The sequence below is a fragment of the Micromonospora sp. H61 genome, assembly GCF_018070325.1.
GTDB classification, from domain to species: Bacteria; Actinomycetota; Actinomycetes; order Mycobacteriales; family Micromonosporaceae; genus Micromonospora; species Micromonospora salmantinae.
This window is the reverse complement of record NZ_JAGPXY010000052.1, coordinates 17,781-35,128: the sequence shown is the minus strand read 5'-3', so window position 1 is coordinate 35,128 and position 17,348 is coordinate 17,781. Positions and strand designations below refer to the sequence as shown.

The 17,348-nt window shown below is 70.2% G+C and carries 15 protein-coding genes and 1 pseudogene; all 16 read right to left on the bottom strand.

The window, feature by feature from the left end:
* Positions 1-2 precede the first annotated feature (2 nt).
* Positions 3-320: an NADH-quinone oxidoreductase subunit NuoK gene (gene nuoK / locus KBX08_RS23125; RefSeq protein ID WP_210785493.1), complete on the bottom strand. Its 318-nt coding sequence runs from the start codon at positions 318-320 to the stop codon at positions 3-5.
* Entirely contained in the window at positions 320-1,090 is a 771-nt protein-coding gene (locus KBX08_RS23120; protein WP_210785492.1) for an NADH-quinone oxidoreductase subunit J, read from the bottom strand. Before KBX08_RS23120 ends, nuoK begins: the two co-directional genes overlap by 1 nt.
* Positions 1,087-1,728 (bottom strand): NADH-quinone oxidoreductase subunit NuoI, encoded by a 642-nt coding sequence (nuoI, locus tag KBX08_RS23115; RefSeq protein WP_210785491.1) that lies wholly within the window; start codon positions 1,726-1,728, stop codon positions 1,087-1,089. Before nuoI ends, KBX08_RS23120 begins: the two co-directional genes overlap by 4 nt.
* A gap of 1 nt (position 1,729) precedes the next feature.
* Complete coding sequence (nuoH, locus tag KBX08_RS23110; RefSeq protein ID WP_210785490.1) at positions 1,730-3,082, bottom strand: NADH-quinone oxidoreductase subunit NuoH; 1,353 nt, start codon at positions 3,080-3,082, stop codon at positions 1,730-1,732.
* Positions 3,079-5,586, bottom strand: a complete 2,508-nt coding sequence (locus KBX08_RS23105) for an NADH-quinone oxidoreductase subunit G (RefSeq protein ID WP_210785489.1) — start codon at positions 5,584-5,586, stop codon at positions 3,079-3,081. Before KBX08_RS23105 ends, nuoH begins: the two co-directional genes overlap by 4 nt.
* Positions 5,586-6,902, bottom strand: a complete 1,317-nt coding sequence (nuoF, locus tag KBX08_RS23100) for an NADH-quinone oxidoreductase subunit NuoF (protein ID WP_112585688.1) — start codon at positions 6,900-6,902, stop codon at positions 5,586-5,588. The genes KBX08_RS23105 and nuoF overlap by 1 nt, the downstream gene beginning before the upstream one ends.
* Positions 6,899-8,098 (bottom strand): NADH-quinone oxidoreductase subunit NuoE, encoded by a 1,200-nt coding sequence (gene nuoE / locus KBX08_RS23095; RefSeq protein WP_210785488.1) that lies wholly within the window; start codon positions 8,096-8,098, stop codon positions 6,899-6,901. The genes nuoF and nuoE overlap by 4 nt, the downstream gene beginning before the upstream one ends.
* A complete protein-coding gene (locus KBX08_RS23090) occupies positions 8,095-9,420 on the bottom strand; it encodes an NADH-quinone oxidoreductase subunit D (RefSeq protein ID WP_210785487.1) in 1,326 nt (441 codons plus the stop codon). The genes nuoE and KBX08_RS23090 overlap by 4 nt, the downstream gene beginning before the upstream one ends.
* 55 nt (positions 9,421-9,475) lie before the next feature.
* Positions 9,476-10,213: an NADH-quinone oxidoreductase subunit C gene (locus KBX08_RS23085; RefSeq protein WP_112620361.1), complete on the bottom strand. Its 738-nt coding sequence runs from the start codon at positions 10,211-10,213 to the stop codon at positions 9,476-9,478.
* The gene (locus KBX08_RS23080) at positions 10,210-10,887 is read right to left on the bottom strand and encodes an NADH-quinone oxidoreductase subunit B family protein (protein ID WP_124821345.1); all 678 of its coding nucleotides are present in this window, start codon (positions 10,885-10,887) and stop codon (positions 10,210-10,212) included. The genes KBX08_RS23085 and KBX08_RS23080 overlap by 4 nt, the downstream gene beginning before the upstream one ends.
* Before the next feature lie 14 nt (positions 10,888-10,901).
* The gene (locus KBX08_RS23075) at positions 10,902-11,267 is read right to left on the bottom strand and encodes an NADH-quinone oxidoreductase subunit A (protein ID WP_007454588.1); all 366 of its coding nucleotides are present in this window, start codon (positions 11,265-11,267) and stop codon (positions 10,902-10,904) included.
* 135 nt (positions 11,268-11,402) lie between these two features.
* Entirely contained in the window at positions 11,403-12,680 is a 1,278-nt protein-coding gene (locus tag KBX08_RS23070; protein ID WP_210785486.1) for a geranylgeranyl reductase family protein, read from the bottom strand.
* A 139-nt stretch (positions 12,681-12,819) separates the two neighbouring features.
* Complete coding sequence (locus KBX08_RS23065; RefSeq protein WP_210785485.1) at positions 12,820-13,044, bottom strand: hypothetical protein; 225 nt, start codon at positions 13,042-13,044, stop codon at positions 12,820-12,822.
* An 86-nt stretch (positions 13,045-13,130) separates the two neighbouring features.
* Entirely contained in the window at positions 13,131-13,841 is a 711-nt protein-coding gene (locus KBX08_RS23060; RefSeq protein ID WP_210785484.1) for a demethylmenaquinone methyltransferase, read from the bottom strand.
* A gap of 801 nt (positions 13,842-14,642) precedes the next feature.
* Positions 14,643-15,698: pseudogene (locus tag KBX08_RS34765) on the bottom strand (cell wall anchor protein); the annotation flags it as partial.
* A 374-nt stretch (positions 15,699-16,072) separates the two neighbouring features.
* Positions 16,073-17,263, bottom strand: a complete 1,191-nt coding sequence (mqnC, locus tag KBX08_RS23050; RefSeq protein ID WP_196928716.1) for a cyclic dehypoxanthinyl futalosine synthase — start codon at positions 17,261-17,263, stop codon at positions 16,073-16,075.
* Positions 17,264-17,348 lie beyond the last annotated feature (85 nt).

Sequence of the window (17,348 nt, the reverse complement as noted above, 5' to 3'; positions counted from 1 at the left end):
CTCTAGTACTTGAGCAGGTTGGCGTCGTCGACACTCGCCGAGCGTCGCGTCCGGAAGATGGACATGATGATCGCGAGCCCGACCACGACCTCGGCCGCCGCCACCACCATCACGAAGAACGCCATGATCTGGCCGTTGAGGTCACCGTTGATCCGGCTGAAGGTGACCAGCGTCAGGTTGGCCGCGTTGAGCATCAGCTCCACGCACATGAACAGCACGATCGCGTTGCGCCGGACCAGCACCCCGGCGGCGCCGATGGTGAACAGCACCGCGGCGAGCACGAGGTAGTAGGTCGGCTCGACCGAGAAGAACGTTCCCATTACTTGTCCGTCCCCTTCAGCGAGGTCTCCTCGGCGGTCAGCTCGCGCTGCGGAAGGATCGCCGGGGTGCTGCGGTCGGTCAGGCGGCCGTCGGGCAGCCGGGCCGGGGTGGCCACCGAGGAGGAGGTCGCGAAGACGCCGGGGCCCGGCTTCGGGCCGGGGTAGTTGCCCGGGGCGAAGCGTGCCTTCATCGTCGACACCTGGTCGACCTTGTCCTGCTTACGCCGCTCGACGTGGGCCAGCACCATGGCACCGACCGCCGCGGTGATCAGCAGCGCCGAGGTCAGCTCGAACGCGAAGACGTACTTGGTGAACAGCAGTCGGGCGATGCCTTGCACGTTCCCCTCGGCGTTGACCTGGTCCAGGCCGACCGTGTTGGTCCGGTCGAGCGCCTGGTAGAGGCCGGTGCCGACCAGGCCGGCGAAGCCCAGGCCGAGCACGATCGCGGCGACGCGCTGGCCGCGCAGCGTCTCGATCAGCGAGTCAGTGGAGTCCCGACCGACAAGCATCAGCACGAAGAGGAACAGCATCATGATCGCGCCGGTGTAGACGATGATCTGCACCATGCCGATGAACGGACCGGCCTGGAGCACGTAGAAGACGCCCAGGCAGAGCATTGTCAGCACCAGCCACAGCGCCGAGTGCACGGCGTTGCGCGCGGCCACCATCCCGATCCCGCCGATCAGCGCGAGCGGGGCGAGGATCCAGAAGGTGACCGCCTCGCCGGTGGGGACCGAACCCGCCGCGGCGAGCACCGTAGACGTGGTCATGCTTTTTCTCCCTTGCCGGCCGCCACGCGCTGGGCGGCCTGCTCGGCGCCCGGGAACGTCACGCCGGGGTGCTCCTCGACCTGGTAGCGGCCGGGGCCCATCGGGGACGTCTCCGCACCGGCGGAGGTGCCCGGGTTGTCCAGCGCGCCGACGTAGTAGTCCTTCTCGCTGTCACCCAGCCGCATCGGGTGCGGAGGCTGCTCCATGCCCTCCAGCAACGGCGCGAGCAACTGCTCCTTGGTGAAGATCAGGTCCTGCCGGTTGTCCCGGGCCAACTCGTACTCGTTGCTCATGGTGAGCGACCGGGTCGGGCATGCCTCGATGCACAGCCCGCAGAAGATGCAGCGGGCGTAGTTGATCTGGTAGACGCTGGCGTACCGCTCACCCGGCGAGAAGCGCTGCTCGTCGGTGTTGTCGCCACCCTCGACGTAGATCGCGTCCGCCGGGCAGGCCCAGGCGCACAGCTCGCAGCCGATGCACTTCTCCAGGCCGTCCGGGTGCCGGTTGAGGATGTGCCGCCCGTGGTAGCGCGGCGCCGACACCGGCGGCTTGAACGGGTAGTCGGTCGTGACGACCTTCCTGAACATGTGCGAGAAGGTGACACCGAATCCCTTGAACGTTCCGGTGATCGCGCCCACGTCACACCTCCCTGGAGTCCGAGCCGGCAACGATGTTGGCCGGCTCCCGCTCGGCGACCACGCGCGTGATGCGCGGGCTCGGTGGTACCTGAAGATCCATCGGCGGCAGCGGGAAGCTCCCGTGCGGCCGGTTGTCGACCTGTTCCTGCGTCGTCGGCTTCGGCTTCGGCTTCCGGCTGGGCCAGAAGATCGTGGCGATCAGCAGGATGCCGGCCGGAATGCCGACGGCGATCACCTTGCCGCGGGTGTCCCAGTCCTCGATGGAGCGCAGGCCCGACAGGACCAGGATCCAGACCAGGTTGATCGGCAGCAGCACCTTCCAGCCGAGCCGCATGAACTGGTCGTACCGCAGCCGGGGCAGCGTGCCACGCAACCACACGAAGACGAAGACCAGCGCGATCACCTTGCCGAAGAACCAGAGCATCGGCCACCAACCGGAGTTGGCGCCCTCCCAGATGGTGATCGGCCAGGGCGCTCGCCAACCGCCCAGGAACAGCGTGGTGGTGACCGCGGACATGGTCACCATCGCGACGTACTCGCTGAGCATGAAGAGCGCGAACTTCAGCGAGCTGTATTCCGTCATGAAGCCGGCGACCAGCTCGGACTCGGCCTCGGGCAGGTCGAACGGCGCCCGGTTGGTCTCACCCACAGTGGCGATGAAGAAGATGATGAAGCTCGGCAGCAGCAGGATCGCGTACCAGCCCGGCGCCGGGACGGTCTGGCCGAAGATGGTCAGCTGGGTGCCGTCGCCCTGAGCGGCGACGATCCCGCTGGTGCTCATCGTGCCGGCGGTCATGAAGACCGCCACGATGCTGAGCCCCATGGCGACCTCGTAGGAGATCATCTGGGCGCTCGACCGGAGACCACCCAGCAGCGGGTACGTCGAGCCGGAGGCCCAGCCACCCAGCACGATGCCGTAGACGCCCATCGAGGAGCAGGCGAGCAGCAGCAGCACCGCCACCGGCACATCGGTGACCTGCAACGGCGTGTGGTGACCGAAGATGCTCACCATCGGGCCGAACGGCACCACCGACAGGGCGGTGACCGCGCAGATCACCGAGATGGTCGGGGCGAAGAAGTAGACGACCTTGTCGGCCGCCTTCGGGAGGATGTCCTCCTTGAAGGCCATCTTCAGGCCGTCGGCGAGGGTCTGCAGCAGGCCGAACGGGCCGACCTGGTTGGGGCCGGGCCGCACCTGCATGTAACCGACCACGCGCCGTTCGAACCAGACGCCGAGCAGGGTGGCCAGCAGACCGAAGGCGAACGCGAAGACAATCTTGCCGAGAACCAGCCACCACGGATCCCGGCCGAAGTCGGCCAGCGTCGGATCCTGGGCCAGGTAGATCGGACTCACTGGTTACCCCCGGAGTTGAGGAGCGGACCCGGGAGACCGGTCTCGTCAGCCGCCACGCGTCCGGCCGGGATGGCCGTACTCGGTGCGGGGACGGAGATCCGGACGACCGCGCCGGACGTCGCCCCGAGGCTGCGCCGCACTGTCGAGCCGGGTGAGTTGGTCGGCAGCCAGACCACGCCGTCCGGCATCTCGGTGAGTTCCGCCGGCAGGGTCAGCGCCCCACGGTCGGTGCCGACAGTGACCGCGTCACCGTCGACCACACCGAGCGCCTCGGCGGTGCCCTTACCCAGCCGGACCACCGGCGGGCGAGCGGTCCCGGCGAGGTTCTCGTCGCCCTCGGTCAGGGTGCCGAGGTCCACCAGCTGGTGCCAGGTGGCCAGCACGGCCTCCCCGGCGTTCGGCTGCGGCACCGGGCCCGGTGCGACCGACGGCGCGGCCGGCCGGGACATCCGCGTCGCCGGCAGCGTGCCCAGCTCACGACGGACGCTCAGCACGTCGGCCGTGCCGAGGCGTACGTCTAGCAGCGCGGCCAGCGCGTCGAGCACCCGGCCGTCGGTCATCGCGGCGGTGTTCAGCACCGCCTCGAACGGGCGCAGTCGGCCCTCCCAGTCCAGGAAGCTTCCGGCCTTCTCGGCCACCGGGGCGACCGGCAGCACCACGTTCGCCCGCCGGGTCACCGCGCTGGCGCGCAGCTCCAGGCTGACCAGGAACGGCACCGCGTCCAGGGCGGACTCGGCCAGTCGCGGGTCGGCCAGGTCGGCCGGGTCGACACCGCCGACGACGAGCGCGCCGAGCTGCCCGTTGGCGGCCGCGGTCAGGATGCCGTCGGTGTCCCGACCGGCCTGGCTCGGGATCACCCCGGCCGGGATGTCCCACGCCTCACCCAGCTCGGCCCGGGCGGCCGGCTCGGTGACCAGGCGTCCACCGGGGAGCAGGTTGGGCAGGCAGCCCGCGTCGACAGCGCCGCGGTCACCCGCGCGCCGCGGCACCCAGGCCAGCTTCGCGCCGGTACGCCGGGCCACGTCGGCCGCGGCGGAGAGCCCACCCGGTACGGTGGCCAGCCGCTCGCCGACGATCAGGATCGCGCCCGGTGCGCTCAGCGCCTCGCTGACCGTCGCGTGCTCGGCGAGCACGCTGGCCTCCTCGCCCGGCACCACCCGGGCCAGCTTGGCACCGAGCTTCTCCAGGCCGCGGGTGGCGAAGGGCGCCAGCGCGTACACCGTCAGGGTCTTCTTCAGGTACGCCTTGCGCAGCCGCAGGAAGAGGATCGGGCACTCCTCCTCGGGCTCCAGGCCCACCAGCACCACCGCCGGCGCGTTCTCCACGTCGGTGTAGGTGACGTCGGTGACCCCGGCCACCGAGCTGGCCAGGAAGTCGGCCTCCTCGCGGGAGACCGGGCGGGCCCGGAAGTCGATGTCGTTGGTGTTCAACGCGACCCGGGCGAACTTGGCGTAGGCGTAGGCGTCCTCGACGGTCAGCCGACCGCCGGTGAGCACCGCAGTGCCCTGCCCGCTCTCCCGGGCGATGTGCAGCCCCTCGGCGGCAACGGTGAGCGCCTCACTCCAGGACGCCTCGCGCAGCTCACCGGTGTGCTCGTCGCGGACCAGCGGGGTGGTCAGCCGGTCGGCGGCCCGGGTGTACTGGAAGCCCCAGCGGCCCTTGTCGCAGTTCCACTCCTCGTTCACCGCCGGCTCGTCGCCGGCCAGCCGACGCAGGACCTTGCCGCGCCGCCAGTCGGTGCGCTGCCCGCAGCCGGCCGAGCAGTGCTCGCAGACACTCGGGCTGGAGACCAGGTCGAACGGGCGGGCGCGGAAGCGGTACTGGGCACCGGTCAGCGCGCCCACCGGGCAGATCTGCACCGTGTTGCCGGAGAAGTAGGAGTTGAACGGAACGTCGCCGGCGTCGCCCTCTTCGCCGTACGCGTCGTCCCGGTAGATGTTGATCTCTTCGGCGGACGACCGGCCCATCAGGTCGATGAACTTGTCGCCGGCGATCTCCTCGGAGAACCGGGTGCACCGCTGGCAGAGCACGCACCGCTCGCGGTCCAGCAGCACCTGGCTGCTGATCGCCATCGGCTTCTCGTACTCCCGCTTGTGCTCGTGGAAGCGCGAGTCCGTGCGGCCGGTGGACATCGCCTGGTTCTGGAGCGGGCACTCGCCGCCCTTGTCACACATCGGGCAGTCCAGCGGGTGGTTGAGCAGCAGCAGCTCCATCACCCCCTCCTGCGCCTTCTTGGCAACCGGGGAGGTGATCTGGGTACGCACGACCATGCCGTCGGCGACGGTCTGGGTGCAGGAGGCGACCGGCTTGCGCTGGCCCTCCACCTCGACCAGGCACTGCCGGCACGCGCCGGCCGGGGCCAGCAGCGGGTGGTCGCAGAACCGGGGGATCTCGGTGCCCATCTGCTCGGCGACCCGGATCAGCAGCGTCCCCTTGGGGGCGGTGACCTCGACGCCGTCGATGGTGAGGGTGACGGTCTCGGTCTGCTTGGCTACGTCGGTCATCAGTGCGCCCCTACCAGGGTCTTCTCCGACAGCTTGGGTGCGGTCCGACCCTCGATGTAGTCGAGGTAGTCCTGCTTGAAGTACTGCAGCGAGGAGGTGACCGAGCTGGTCGCGCCGTCACCCAGACCGCAGAACGAGCGGCCGAGGATGTTGTCGCAGGTGTCCAGCAGGGTGTCCAGGTCTTCGTGGGTGCCCTGACCGGCGAGGATCCGCCGGTAGACCCGGACCATCCAGTAGTTGCCCTCACGGCACGGGGTGCACTTGCCGCACGACTCGTGGTGGTAGAACTCCAGCCACCGGTACGTCGCGTAGACCGGGCAGTCCTGGTCGGAGAAGATCTGGGTGGCAGTGGTGCCGAGGATCGAGCCGGCCGCCGCCACCCCCTCGAAGTCCAGTGGCACGTCCAGGTGCTCGGCGGCGAGCAGCGGGGTGGACGAGCCGCCCGGGGTCCAGAACCGCAGGTTGTGGCCAGGCTGCATGCCGCCGGCCAGCTCCAGCAGCTCGCGCAGCGTGACACCCATCGAGCACTCGTACTGGCCCGGGTTGGCGACCCGGCCGGAGAGCGAGTAGATCATCGGCCCGGAGGACTTCTCGGTGCCCATGCTCTTCCACCAGTCGGCCCCACCGAGCACGATCGGCGGCACGCTGGCGATGGTGCCGACGTTGTTCACCACCGTCGGGCTCGCGTACAGGCCGTGGGTGGCCGGGAACGGCGGGCGCAGCCGGGGCTGACCCCGGAACCCCTCCAGCGAGTCCAGCAGCGCCGTCTCCTCGCCGCAGATGTACGCCCCGGCGCCGGAGTGCACCACCAGCTCCAGGTCGTAGCCGCTGCGCAGGATGTTCCGGCCCAGGTAACCCTTGTCGTACGCCTCCTGGACCGCGTTGCGCAGCCGACGCGCGGCGTGCACCGCCTCGCCCCGGATGTAGATGTAGGCGCGGGCGGCCCGGATCGCGTACGACGCGATGATGACGCCCTCGACCAGCGCGTGCGGGTCGTGGGTCATCAGCGGCAGGTCCTTGCAGGTGCCCGGCTCGCCCTCGTCGGCGTTGACCACCAGGTAGTGCGGCTTGCCGTCGCCCTGCGGAATGAAGCCCCACTTGAGGCCGGTGGGGAAGCCGGCGCCGCCACGGCCCCGCAGCCCGGAATCCTTGATCAACTGGATCAGGTCGTCCGGGTGGGCCTTGAGCGCCTTGCGCAGCGCGGCGTAGCCGTCCAACTGCTCGTACGTGCCGATGCGCCAGGCGTCCGGCGAGAGCCAGCGCTTGGTCAGCACCGGCGTCAGCTTGGCCAGCGTCTCCGGGCGGGGAGTGGTCACTTCTGGGCCCCCGTTTCGTTCGCGTCCGCCGGTCCGGTGCCGTCGGCGTCCGTCCCAGCCTTCGCTTCGGTGAGGTTGCGCTCCTGCGCCCCGGCCTCGTCGCCGGCGGGCTTGCCGTCGCCGGCCGGCGCGTTGGCCGCCACGCCGGCGGCCTCGGCCGACCGCGCGTCGCCAGCCGCGGGCGCGGTGCCGGTGCCGTCCGTCGGGACCTTCGTGCCGGGGGCGTCCGGCACTGCCGTGCTTGCGTCCGGCTGCCGGGTCTCGGCGGTACGCACCTGCGGCGACTTGTCGTCCGGTGCCTTGACGTCCCGCGTGGTGCTGCCACTGGCGGCCTCTGGCCTCGCCGGCTCGGTGGTCTCTGCCGGCTTCGCCGGCCCGGCGACCCCGGCCGCCCCCGTCGGGGCGGACGCCCCGTCGCCACCCTTGACCGGCGCCGCGCTGGCCTCGACGGGCGCCGGTTTGGCGGCCTCCGCCTTCGCCTTCGCCTCGGCAGCGGCCTTGTCGGCCTCGGCCTTGCTGCGGATCGGGGTGTTCGGGTCGAAGCCCGGCACCGAGACGCCGTGCTGCTGGGCCAGCCGCAGCCCGCGCAGGGTGGGCTCGCCCGGCCCGCCGTCGGCGACCGCACCGTCGCGCTCGTCGGCGAAACCGGCGAGCTGCACCGCCATCTCCTTGAGCGTGCAGAGCCGCGCACCCCGGGTCGGCATCGGCCGACCGCCGGCCCGCAGCTCGTCGACCACACCGACAGCGGTGGAGGCGTCCACGCCGTCGAAGAAGTCGTAGTTGACGGTCATCACCGGGCCGTAGTCGCACGCCGCCAGGCACTCGGCGTGCTCCAGCGTGATCGTGCCGTCCGCTGTGGTCTCGTCGTGCCCGACGCCGAGGTGCTCGGCGAGGGTGTCGTAGACCTCCTGGCCACCGAGCACGTTGCACATCGTGTTGGTGCAGACGCTGACCAGGAAGTCACCGGTCGGCTTGCGCTTGTACATCGTGTAGAAGGTCGCCACCGCGCCGACCTGGGCCTTGTTCAGCCCCAGCACCTCGGCGCAGAACGCGACCCCGGCCGGGGAGACGTACCCCTCTTCGGCCTGCACCAGGTGCAGCAGCGGCAGCAACGCCGAGCGGGACCGGTCCGCCGGGTAACGGGCGATGATGTCGCGCGCCCGCTCCCGGGTCTCGTCAGTGAAAGTCGTCGTCATCGGTCACACCCACCCATCACCGGGTCCAACGAGGCGCCGCCGGCGATCACGTCGGCGATCAGACCGCCCTCGGCCATCGCCGGGAGGGCCTGCAGGTTGACGAAGCTCGGCTCCCGGTAGTGCACCCGGTAGGGCCGGGTGCCACCGTCGGAGACCGCGTGGACGCCCAGCTCGCCGCGGGGCGCCTCGATGGCGACGTACACCTGGCCGGGCGGGACCCGGAAGCCCTCGGTCACCAGCTTGAAGTGGTGGATCAGCGACTCCATCGACTGACCCATGATCTTCGCGACGTGCTCCAGCGAGTTGCCCATGCCGTCCACGCCGATGGCGAGCTGCGCCGGCCAGGCGATCTTGCGGTCGGCGACCATCACCGGGCCCGGACGGAGCCGGTCCAGCGCCTGCTCGACCAGCTTCATCGACTCCCGGATCTCGGCGAGCCGGACCTGGTAGCGACCCCACACGTCACCGTCGGGGTGGGTCGGCACGTCGAACTCGTACGTCTCGTAGCCGCAGTACGGCATGGTCTTGCGCAGGTCCCAGGCGAGGCCGGCGGAGCGCAGCACGGGGCCGGTGATGCCGAGCGCCACACAGCCGGTGACGTCCAGCACCGCGACGTTCTTCGTCCGCTCGGTCCAGATCGGTTGGCCGGAGAGGAGGTCCTCGTACTCCTTGAGCTTCTTCGGCATCATCTTGAGGAACTCGCGGATCTTGACGATCGCGTCGTCCGGCACGTCCTGCGCCACACCGCCCGGCCGCACGTACGCGTGGTTCATCCGCAGGCCGGTGATGGTCTCGAAGATGTCGAGGATGTACTCCCGCTCCCGGAAGCCGTACAGCATGATCGAGATCGCGCCCAGCTCCATGCCGGTGGTGGCCAGCCAGACCAGGTGCGACGAGATCCGGTTGAGCTCCATCATCAGCACGCGGATCGTGGTGGCCCGCTCGGTGATGTCGTCGGTGATGCCGAGCAGCTTCTCGACCGCGAGGGCGTACGCCGTCTCGTTGAAGATCGGGGCGAGGTAGTCCATCCGGGTGACGAACGTCGAGCCCTGGACCCAGTTGCGGTATTCGAGGTTCTTCTCGATGCCGGTGTGCAGGTAGCCGATGACCGAGCGGGCCTCGCGGACCGTCTCGCCCTCCAGCTCCAGGATCAGCCGCAGCACCCCGTGCGTGGACGGGTGCTGCGGACCCATGTTGACAACGATGCGCTCGTCGTTGATCGGGTCGGTGCCCGAGACGATCGTGTCCCAGTCCCCACCGGTGACGGTGAAGACCCGGCCCTCGTCGGTTTCGCGCTCGCTGGCGTAGTTCGACGTCGTCACAGCGCCGGCCCTCCGATCGCGACTGCGGGGCTCCGCTCCGCTGCACTCCTCGCGCTCACTGGTACGACCTCCGCTCGTTCGGCGGCTGGATCTCCGCGCCCTTGTACTCGACGGGGACGCCGCCGAGCGGGTAGTCCTTGCGCTGCGGGTGGCCCTCCCAGTCGTCCGGCATGAGGATCCGGGTCAGGTTGGGGTGGCCGTCGAAGACGATGCCGAACATGTCGTACGCCTCGCGCTCCTGCCAGTCCGCCGTCGGGTAGATGGCGGTCACGCTGGGCAGGTGCGGGGCCTCGACGGAGACCGCAGCCTCCAGCCGGACCCGCCGCCGGTACGTCATCGAGGTGAGCAGGTAGACCACGTGCAGCCGGCGTTCGTCGGCGCCCAGGTAGTCCGCACCGGACACCGAGGAGCACAGCTCGAACCGCAGCGCCAGGTCGTCCCGCATCACCTGGCACACCTCGGCGATCCGCTCCGGGCGTACGTGCAGGGTCAGCTCACCCCGGTCGACGACGACCTTCTCGATCGCGTCGTTGAAGGCCGGGTACGCCTCCTCCAGCGCGTCGCGGACCTCGTCGAAGTAGCCCCCGTACGGCCGGGACGCCTCCTCGATGGGCTGGCGCTGGCGGACCAGGCCGCCGTAGCCGGACACGTCGCCGGTGCCCTGGTTGCCGAACATCCCGCGACCGGCCGGGCTGGCCGGCGGGAACTCGGCGGGGGCACCACTGGTGGCGCCGGCCGGCACCACCGGCAGCGGCACTCCGCCGTCGTTTGGCTTGTCCGTGGGTGACGTCATTTCGGGCCTGCCTGCGGGTGGAGGTGGTTCTGAGCGTTCATCCAGTTCTCGATGCGCAGCTGCTCCTCGCGGCCCTCGCGGACCGCCCGGGTCCACTCGGCGCGCCGGGCCTTGTCGCTGCGGTACGAGGAGGGCATCGAGCCGTAGGGCACGATCGGAACGTCGCCGCGCTCCTGGCGGGCCGCCAGCATCTTGCGGCCGTTCGGGCCCAGCGGCTCATACATGATCTTCTCGCGGAGCTTGAGGATCGCGTCGATGAGCATCTCCGGCCGGGGCGGGCAGCCGGGCAGGTACATGTCGACAGGCACCACGTGGTCGACGCCCTGCACGATCGCGTAGTTGTTGAACATGCCGCCGCTGCTGGCGCAGACGCCCATCGAGAGCACCCAGCGCGGCTCGGCCATCTGGTCGTAGATCTGGCGCAGCACCGGCGCCATCTTCTGACTCACCCGGCCGGCCACGATCATCAGGTCGGCCTGCCGGGGCGACGCCCGGAAGACCTCCATGCCCCAGCGGCCCATGTCGTAGTGCGGACCACCGGCGGCCATCATCTCGATGGCGCAGCAGGCCAGGCCGAAGGTGGCGCCCCACACGGACGACTTCCGAGACCAGTTGACCAGCTTCTCCACCGAGGTGAGCAGGACGCCGGCGGGAAGCTTCTCCTCGATGCCCATCTGACGTTCCTTCCTCAGTCCCAGTCCAGGCCGCCGCGCCGCCACACGTAGGCGTACGCAACGAAGACCGCGACGATGAACAGGACCATCTCCACGAAGCCGAAGATCGGCAGAGCGTCGAACGAGACCGCCCAGGGGTAGAGGAAGATGATCTCGATGTCGAAGACGATGAAGAGCATCGCCGTCAGGTAGAACTTGATCGGGAACCGCCCGCCGCCGACCGGCTGCGGGCTGGGCTCGATGCCGCACTCGTAAGCCTCGAGTTTGGCCTTGTTGTAGCGACGGGGACCGGCGAAGCGGGCGGCGCCAACGGAAAACAGCGAGAACGCCGCGGCGAGGGCGAACAGCCCGATGATCGGTGCGTAAGGCGAGAGCGACATCGTTTTCTCCTGCTCGTCCTTCCCTGCCCTCGGTGCTTGACGAAAATCACACTATTCACGTCCCTCGCAGTGGCAGTCGGCGGGGGTCGATCTTTGTCGGCATCGGTGCCGTGACCAGCGCCGATGCCGTCCTACTTATACGGCTGGGGCGGCCTTCGTCATCGCGTTGATGACCCGATCCATCGCGTCCCCGCCGCGCGGGTCGGTCAGGTTGGCCAACAGCTTGAGCACGAAACGCATCAGCGTCGGGTGCGGCATGCCGTGTTTGGTGGCGATCCGCATGATCTCGGGGCGGCCGATCAGTTTCACGAAGATGCCGCCCAGCCGGTAGTAGCCGCCGAGCCGGGCCTTCAGCTCGTTCGGGTACGCCAGCAGCGCGCGCTCGCGTTCCGGCCCGGCCGGGCGGGCGAGGGCCTGGACCATGACCTCCGCGGCCAGTTCGCCGGACTCCATCGCGTACGCGATGCCCTCGCCGTTGAACGGGTTGACCATGCCGCCCGAGTCGCCGACCAGCAGCACACCCCGGGTGTAGTGGGGCACCCGGTTGAAGCCCATCGGCAGCGCGGCACCGAGGATCGGGCCGTCGGCGTTGGTCTCGTCGGTCATCCCCCAGTCTTCCGGGGTGTTGGCGAGCCAGTCGGTGAGCAGCCGGCGGTAGTTGGTCTTGCCGAACGCCGAGGACGAGTTGAGCACGCCGAGCCCGACGTTGACCCGCCCGTCACCGAGGCCGAAGATCCAGCCGTACCCGGGCAGCAGGTTGTCGCCGCTGTCCTTGCTGCGCAGCTCCAGCCAGGACTCCAGGTAGTTGTCCTCGTGCTTGGCCGGCGAGCGGTAGTAGCGGCGGACGGCGACGCCGATCGGCCGGTCCTCCCGCTTGGCCAGCCCGAGCGCGAGCGGGAACCGGCCGGAGACGCCGTCCGCCGCGACGACCAGCGGGGCGTGGAAGGTGGTGGGCTCCTTGCCCGGCCCGACCTCCGCCTCGACGCCGGTGACGCGGCCGTCGCCGTCGAGCACCGGGCCTAGCACGTTGACGTTGGTCCGCAGTTTCGCGCCGGCGGCCACCGCCCGCTGGGCGAGCAGGTCGTCGAAGTCCAGCCGCGTGCGCACCAGACCGTAGTTGGGGAAGCTGGCCAGCTCCGGCCAGTCCAGTTCGAGGCGCACCCCGCCGCCGATGACCCGCAGGCCGCGGTTGTGCAGCCAGCCCGCCTCGGGCGAGGTGTCCACACCCATCCGGACGAGCTGGCGCACGGCGCGCGGGGTCAACCCGTCGCCGCAGACCTTTTCCCGGGGGAACTCGGTCTTCTCCAACAACAGCACCCGTACGCCGTGCCGGGCCAGGTGGTACGCAGTCGCTGACCCACCGGGACCGGCGCCCACGACAATGACGTCGGCGTCATGTTCCACCGCGGTCATTCGCGCCTCCTCCCGCACGCTCGTGAAATGCTTCACAAGCCAGACGGGACGAGTGTATGACCGGCGTCATACCAGCGCAGGATCAGGGGTACCTAACTCGCCGATGTGACAGCTCATCACCGTCCACAGCGGTCAGGTGTCAGGCCGGGCTGGAGGCGTCCAAGCCCGCGTCGACCCGAATTGTCTCCGGCAGATGCTCGCGGAGCGCCCCACCCGCCGCCCGGTCCAGTGCGGCCAACACCTCGGCGACCACCTGCCGGACCTCCACCGGGTCGGCCCCGGCCAAGTCGCGCAACTGAGAGATGAGTTCGGCCGCGTCGTCGTCGGTGGCGGCCACCGGGTCCGCCGGGTGTGCTCCGGTCATGCGATCGAGCGTACCGGGCAAAGTGGACCAAGTCCGATATTTACGGAACCTGAATAATGTCCGTAGCGGTCGGTGCGGTCCGCTCGCTACTCGCGGATCCCCCGGTGCAGGGCCACCACGCCACCGGTCAGGTTGCGCCACGCCACGCGCCCCCACCCGGCTGCGGCCACCCGGCCGGCCAGCGCGGACTGCGCCGGCCAGGCCCGGACCGACTCGGCGAGATAGACGTACGCCTCGGGGTTGCTCGACACCGTGCGGGCCACCGCCGGCAGCGACCGCATCAGGTACGACAGGTAGACCGTCCGGAAGACCGGGTTGACCGGGGTGCTGAACTCGCAGACCACCAACCGGCCGCCCGGCCGGGTCACCCGGGCCAACTCACGCAGCGCCGCGTCGGTGTCGTTGACGTTGCGCAGCGCAAAGGAGATGGTCACCGCGTCGAAGCTGGCGTCGGCGAACGGCAGCCGCAGCGCGTCTCCGGCCAGCAGCGGCACCTCGGGCCGCGCCCTCTTGCCGGTGTGCAGCATGCCGAGCGACAGGTCGGCCCCGACCGCGTACGCCCCGGACTGGGCCAGCTCGCGCGTCGAGACGCCGGTGCCCGCGCCCACGTCCAGCACCCGCTCGCCCGGCCGCAGCCCGAGCGCCGCGCGGGTGGCCCGCCGCCAGGAACGGTCCTGGCCCAGCGAAATCACCGTGTTGGTCAGGTCGTAACGCTCTGCCACGCCGTCGAACATCGCGGCGACCTCGTGCGGCTGCTTGTCCAGACTGGCGCGCTGGCCCTGCGGGGTACGGCTCACCCCCTCACTCTGCCAGCCGCCCGCCAACCGACGTTCGCTGGGTGGGCGGCACGAACCCCGTACGCGAAAGGGCGGGGTGGTCGCCCACCCCGCCCTCGCGTCGTACCCGCGTCCGTGACACCTCGGTCAGAACGCCTGTCGCCATCGCACCCGTCGCGGTCGCGCCTCGCCGGCGCGCCGCCGGTCAGGGCACCGGTGTCAGTCGGTCGACTTCTCGTCGGCCGGCGAGACCAGGACCACCTTGCGGCGACGGGTGAGCACCAGCAGCGCCCCACCCACCAGCAGGATGACCACGCCGATCCCACCGATCAGGCCGACCTGCACACCGGTCACCGGCAGGCCGCCACCGCCCGAGCCACCACCGGCGGGGCCACCACCGGCGGGGCCACCACCGGTACCCGGCGAGACGGTAGTGCCCGGCGTCGTCGTACCGCTGGGGATCGGCGTCGGCGTGGCCGTCACGGTCGGGCTGACCGTCGCGGTCGGCGTCACGGTCGGGCTGGCCGTCACGGTCGGCGTCGCGGTCGGGCTGACCGTCGCGGTCGGCGTCACGGTCGGGCTGACCGTCGCGGTCGGGGTGACCGTCGGCGTCGGCGACTCGGTCGGAGTGGCCGTCGGCGTCGGGGTCGGGGTCGGCGTCTCCGTCGGGGTGACCGTCGGCGTCGGGGTCGGGGTCGGCGACTCCGTCGGAGTGGCCGTCGGCGTCGGCGACTCGGTCGGGGTGACCGTCGGCGTCGGCGTCGGCGACTCGGTCGGAGTGACCGTCGGCGTCGGCGTCGGGGTGACCGTGGGCGTCGGGGTCGGGGTGACCGTCGGCGTCGGGGTCGGCGATCCCGTCGGGGTGGCCGTCGGCGTGGGCGTCGGCGTCGGGTCGACGGCCAGGTCGACGAAGACGTCGAAGATCGCCTGGTTGTCGCCCTCGTCGATCTCGGTGAAGGCCTTCCGCTGGGCGGTGTTGGCTCGCCGCGGCTGCTCCTCGGGCTTGCCGGCCGCCGCGTCCAGGCCGTGTGCCACAAGCTCGCCGACCCGCAGCACCGGCTCGGTGACGTCCTTGCCGACGGTCACCTTGATGTCCGCGGTGTAGTAGTCACCGGGCCGGATCACCGCGCCGTCGTCCTGGCAGAGCGCCTGAGTGACGCCGAAGGTCTGCGTGGTGCACGTGTCCGGCAGGGTGTCGAAGGTGACGCCCGCCGGGAGGGTCAGCACGTAGGCGAGGCCGGTGGCCTTGCGGCTGCCGTCGTTGTAGACCGCCCAGTCGACCGGCACCGTCTCGCCCGGCCGCACCGGCCGAAGGTCGGGGTCGTCGCCGTTGACGCCGTTCACCACGACGTTCGCGTTGACGTCCTGCACCCAACTGGTCAGGTCGTACCCGGGCTCGGTGACGGTGATGTCGTGCTCGACCTTGTTGTCTTCCTCGTTGGGGTCCTCGGTGGCCGAGCGGATGGTGACCACCAGAGTGCCGGCGGCGCCCTTACCACCGGTGGAGAAGATCGGGATACCGAAGTCCTCGCTGGTGCCGGCAGCCAGGTCGCCGAGGCGGCAGGTGAACTTCTTGCCGTTCACCCGGCAGCCGTCGGGTACCACTACCCGGACCTTGTTCGTCTTCAGTTTGCTGGTGTCCACTGTGTAACTGACGCCCTTGGCGTCTTCCTTGCTCCGGGTGTTGTCGACCGAGAACTTGAACGGCTTGCTCTTGGCCTCCGTCACACCCTTGGCCAGGTTGTAGCTGAGCGGCACCAGGGCCAGATCGGCCTCCTCGGCCGCAAGCACTGGTGCGGCCACGGCGGCGATGCCGCCGGCCGCGAGCAGCGCCACGACACTGGCGCGCACCAGCGTCGAGCGGTGGAACGCTGTCATCAGTCCCCCGGGGGTAGGGAAGAAAGAATGGTTGCGGAACGAGCGGACGTTATCGGAGGCCGATCTTCCACGCCAGCAGGCGGAGCCGTTTTCATCCGTCCGGTCCGAGCTGGGCAGACAGTACGGGCGGGATGGTCACCCATCCCGCCCGTACTGCCGTGCGTTATATGAACGACCCGCAGCGGGCCGATGGAGGACAGCCTCGTCCGTCGACGGTGGTGACGGATATGAGCCGGGACGCTAGCGGCCGACGATCATCTCCACCAGCCCCGCAGCGGACAGGCTGACGCTGCGGCGGCGGGGACCACCCGTACCGCCGGGGTGATCCGGCGGGAGCATGAGCGTCGATCAGCCGAACGGCCGGGTGTCGACAGTCAGCTGACGTCCACCAGGGGCAGGGATCGGCCCGCGCCGCCGCCGGGCAGCGCGATCGAGGAGAAGTGCGAGACCACCCGCTCGTCGGTCGGGTCGTCGGCCGGCGTGTGGTGCACGGCGAGCCGGTTGTAGAGGGTGTCACGCTGCGCCGGGATCCGGTCCGCGGAGCGGATCATGCCGATCAGCTCGTGCAGGTTGGAGCGGTGCCGGGCACCGGCGGAGGAGATGACGTTCTCCTCCAACATGATCGAGCCGAGGTCGTCCACGCCCATGTGCAGCGAGAGCTGCCCGACGTCCTTGCCGGTGGTCAACCAGGACGCCTGCAGGTGCGGCACGGTCTCGAAGAAGAGCCGGGCCACCGCGACCAGGCGCAGGTATTCCAAGGTGGTCGCCTGGGTGCGGCCCTTGAGGTGGTTGTTCTCCGGCTGGTACGTCCACGGGATGAAGGACCGGAAACCGCGGGTGCGGTCCTGCACGTCGCGGATCATGCGCAGGTGCTCGATCCGCTCGGCGTGCGTCTCGCCGGTGCCCATCATCATGGTGGCGGTCGACTCGATGCCCTGCCGGTGGGCCAGCTCCATGACCTCCAGCCAGCGCTCGCCCGACTCCTTGAGGGGGGCGATGGCCTTGCGGGGCCGCTCGGGCAGCATCTCCGCGCCGGCGCCGGCGATCGAGTCCAGGCCGGCGGTCTTGATCCGGGCGATGGCCTCGTCCAGGCTCACCCCGGAGACCTTGGCCATGTGCAGGATCTCGCTGGGGCCGATCGAGTGGATGACCAGCTGTGGGTACGCCTGCTTGACCGAGGAGAACAGCTCCTCGTAGTACTCCACTCCGTAGTCCGGGTGGTGCCCGCCCTGGAGCATCACCTGGGTGGCGCCCAGCTCGACCGCCTCGCCGCACCGGCGAAGGATCTCCTCGGTCGGGTGGGTCCACCCTTCCTTGTGCTTGGGCGCCCGGTAGAACGCGCAGAACTTGCACGCCGTCACGCAGACGTTCGTGTAGTTGATGTTGCGGTCGATCAGGTAGGTGACGACGTTGTCCGGGTAGCGTCGCCGACGCACCGCGTCCGCCGCCTCGCCCAACGCGTGGAAGGGCGCCTCGGTGTAGAGCAGCAGCGCCTCCTCGGGCGTGATCCGCCCGCCGTCCGCGCCGCGCTGCAGGATGTCGTCGATCTCCCGGCTCACCGTCACGCCCCCGAGCCTACGCCGGTCCCGCGCCCTGGCCCGGAGGGGTGCTCAGGGCTGGCACCGTCTCCGCGATCTTGCACTTTCTGTC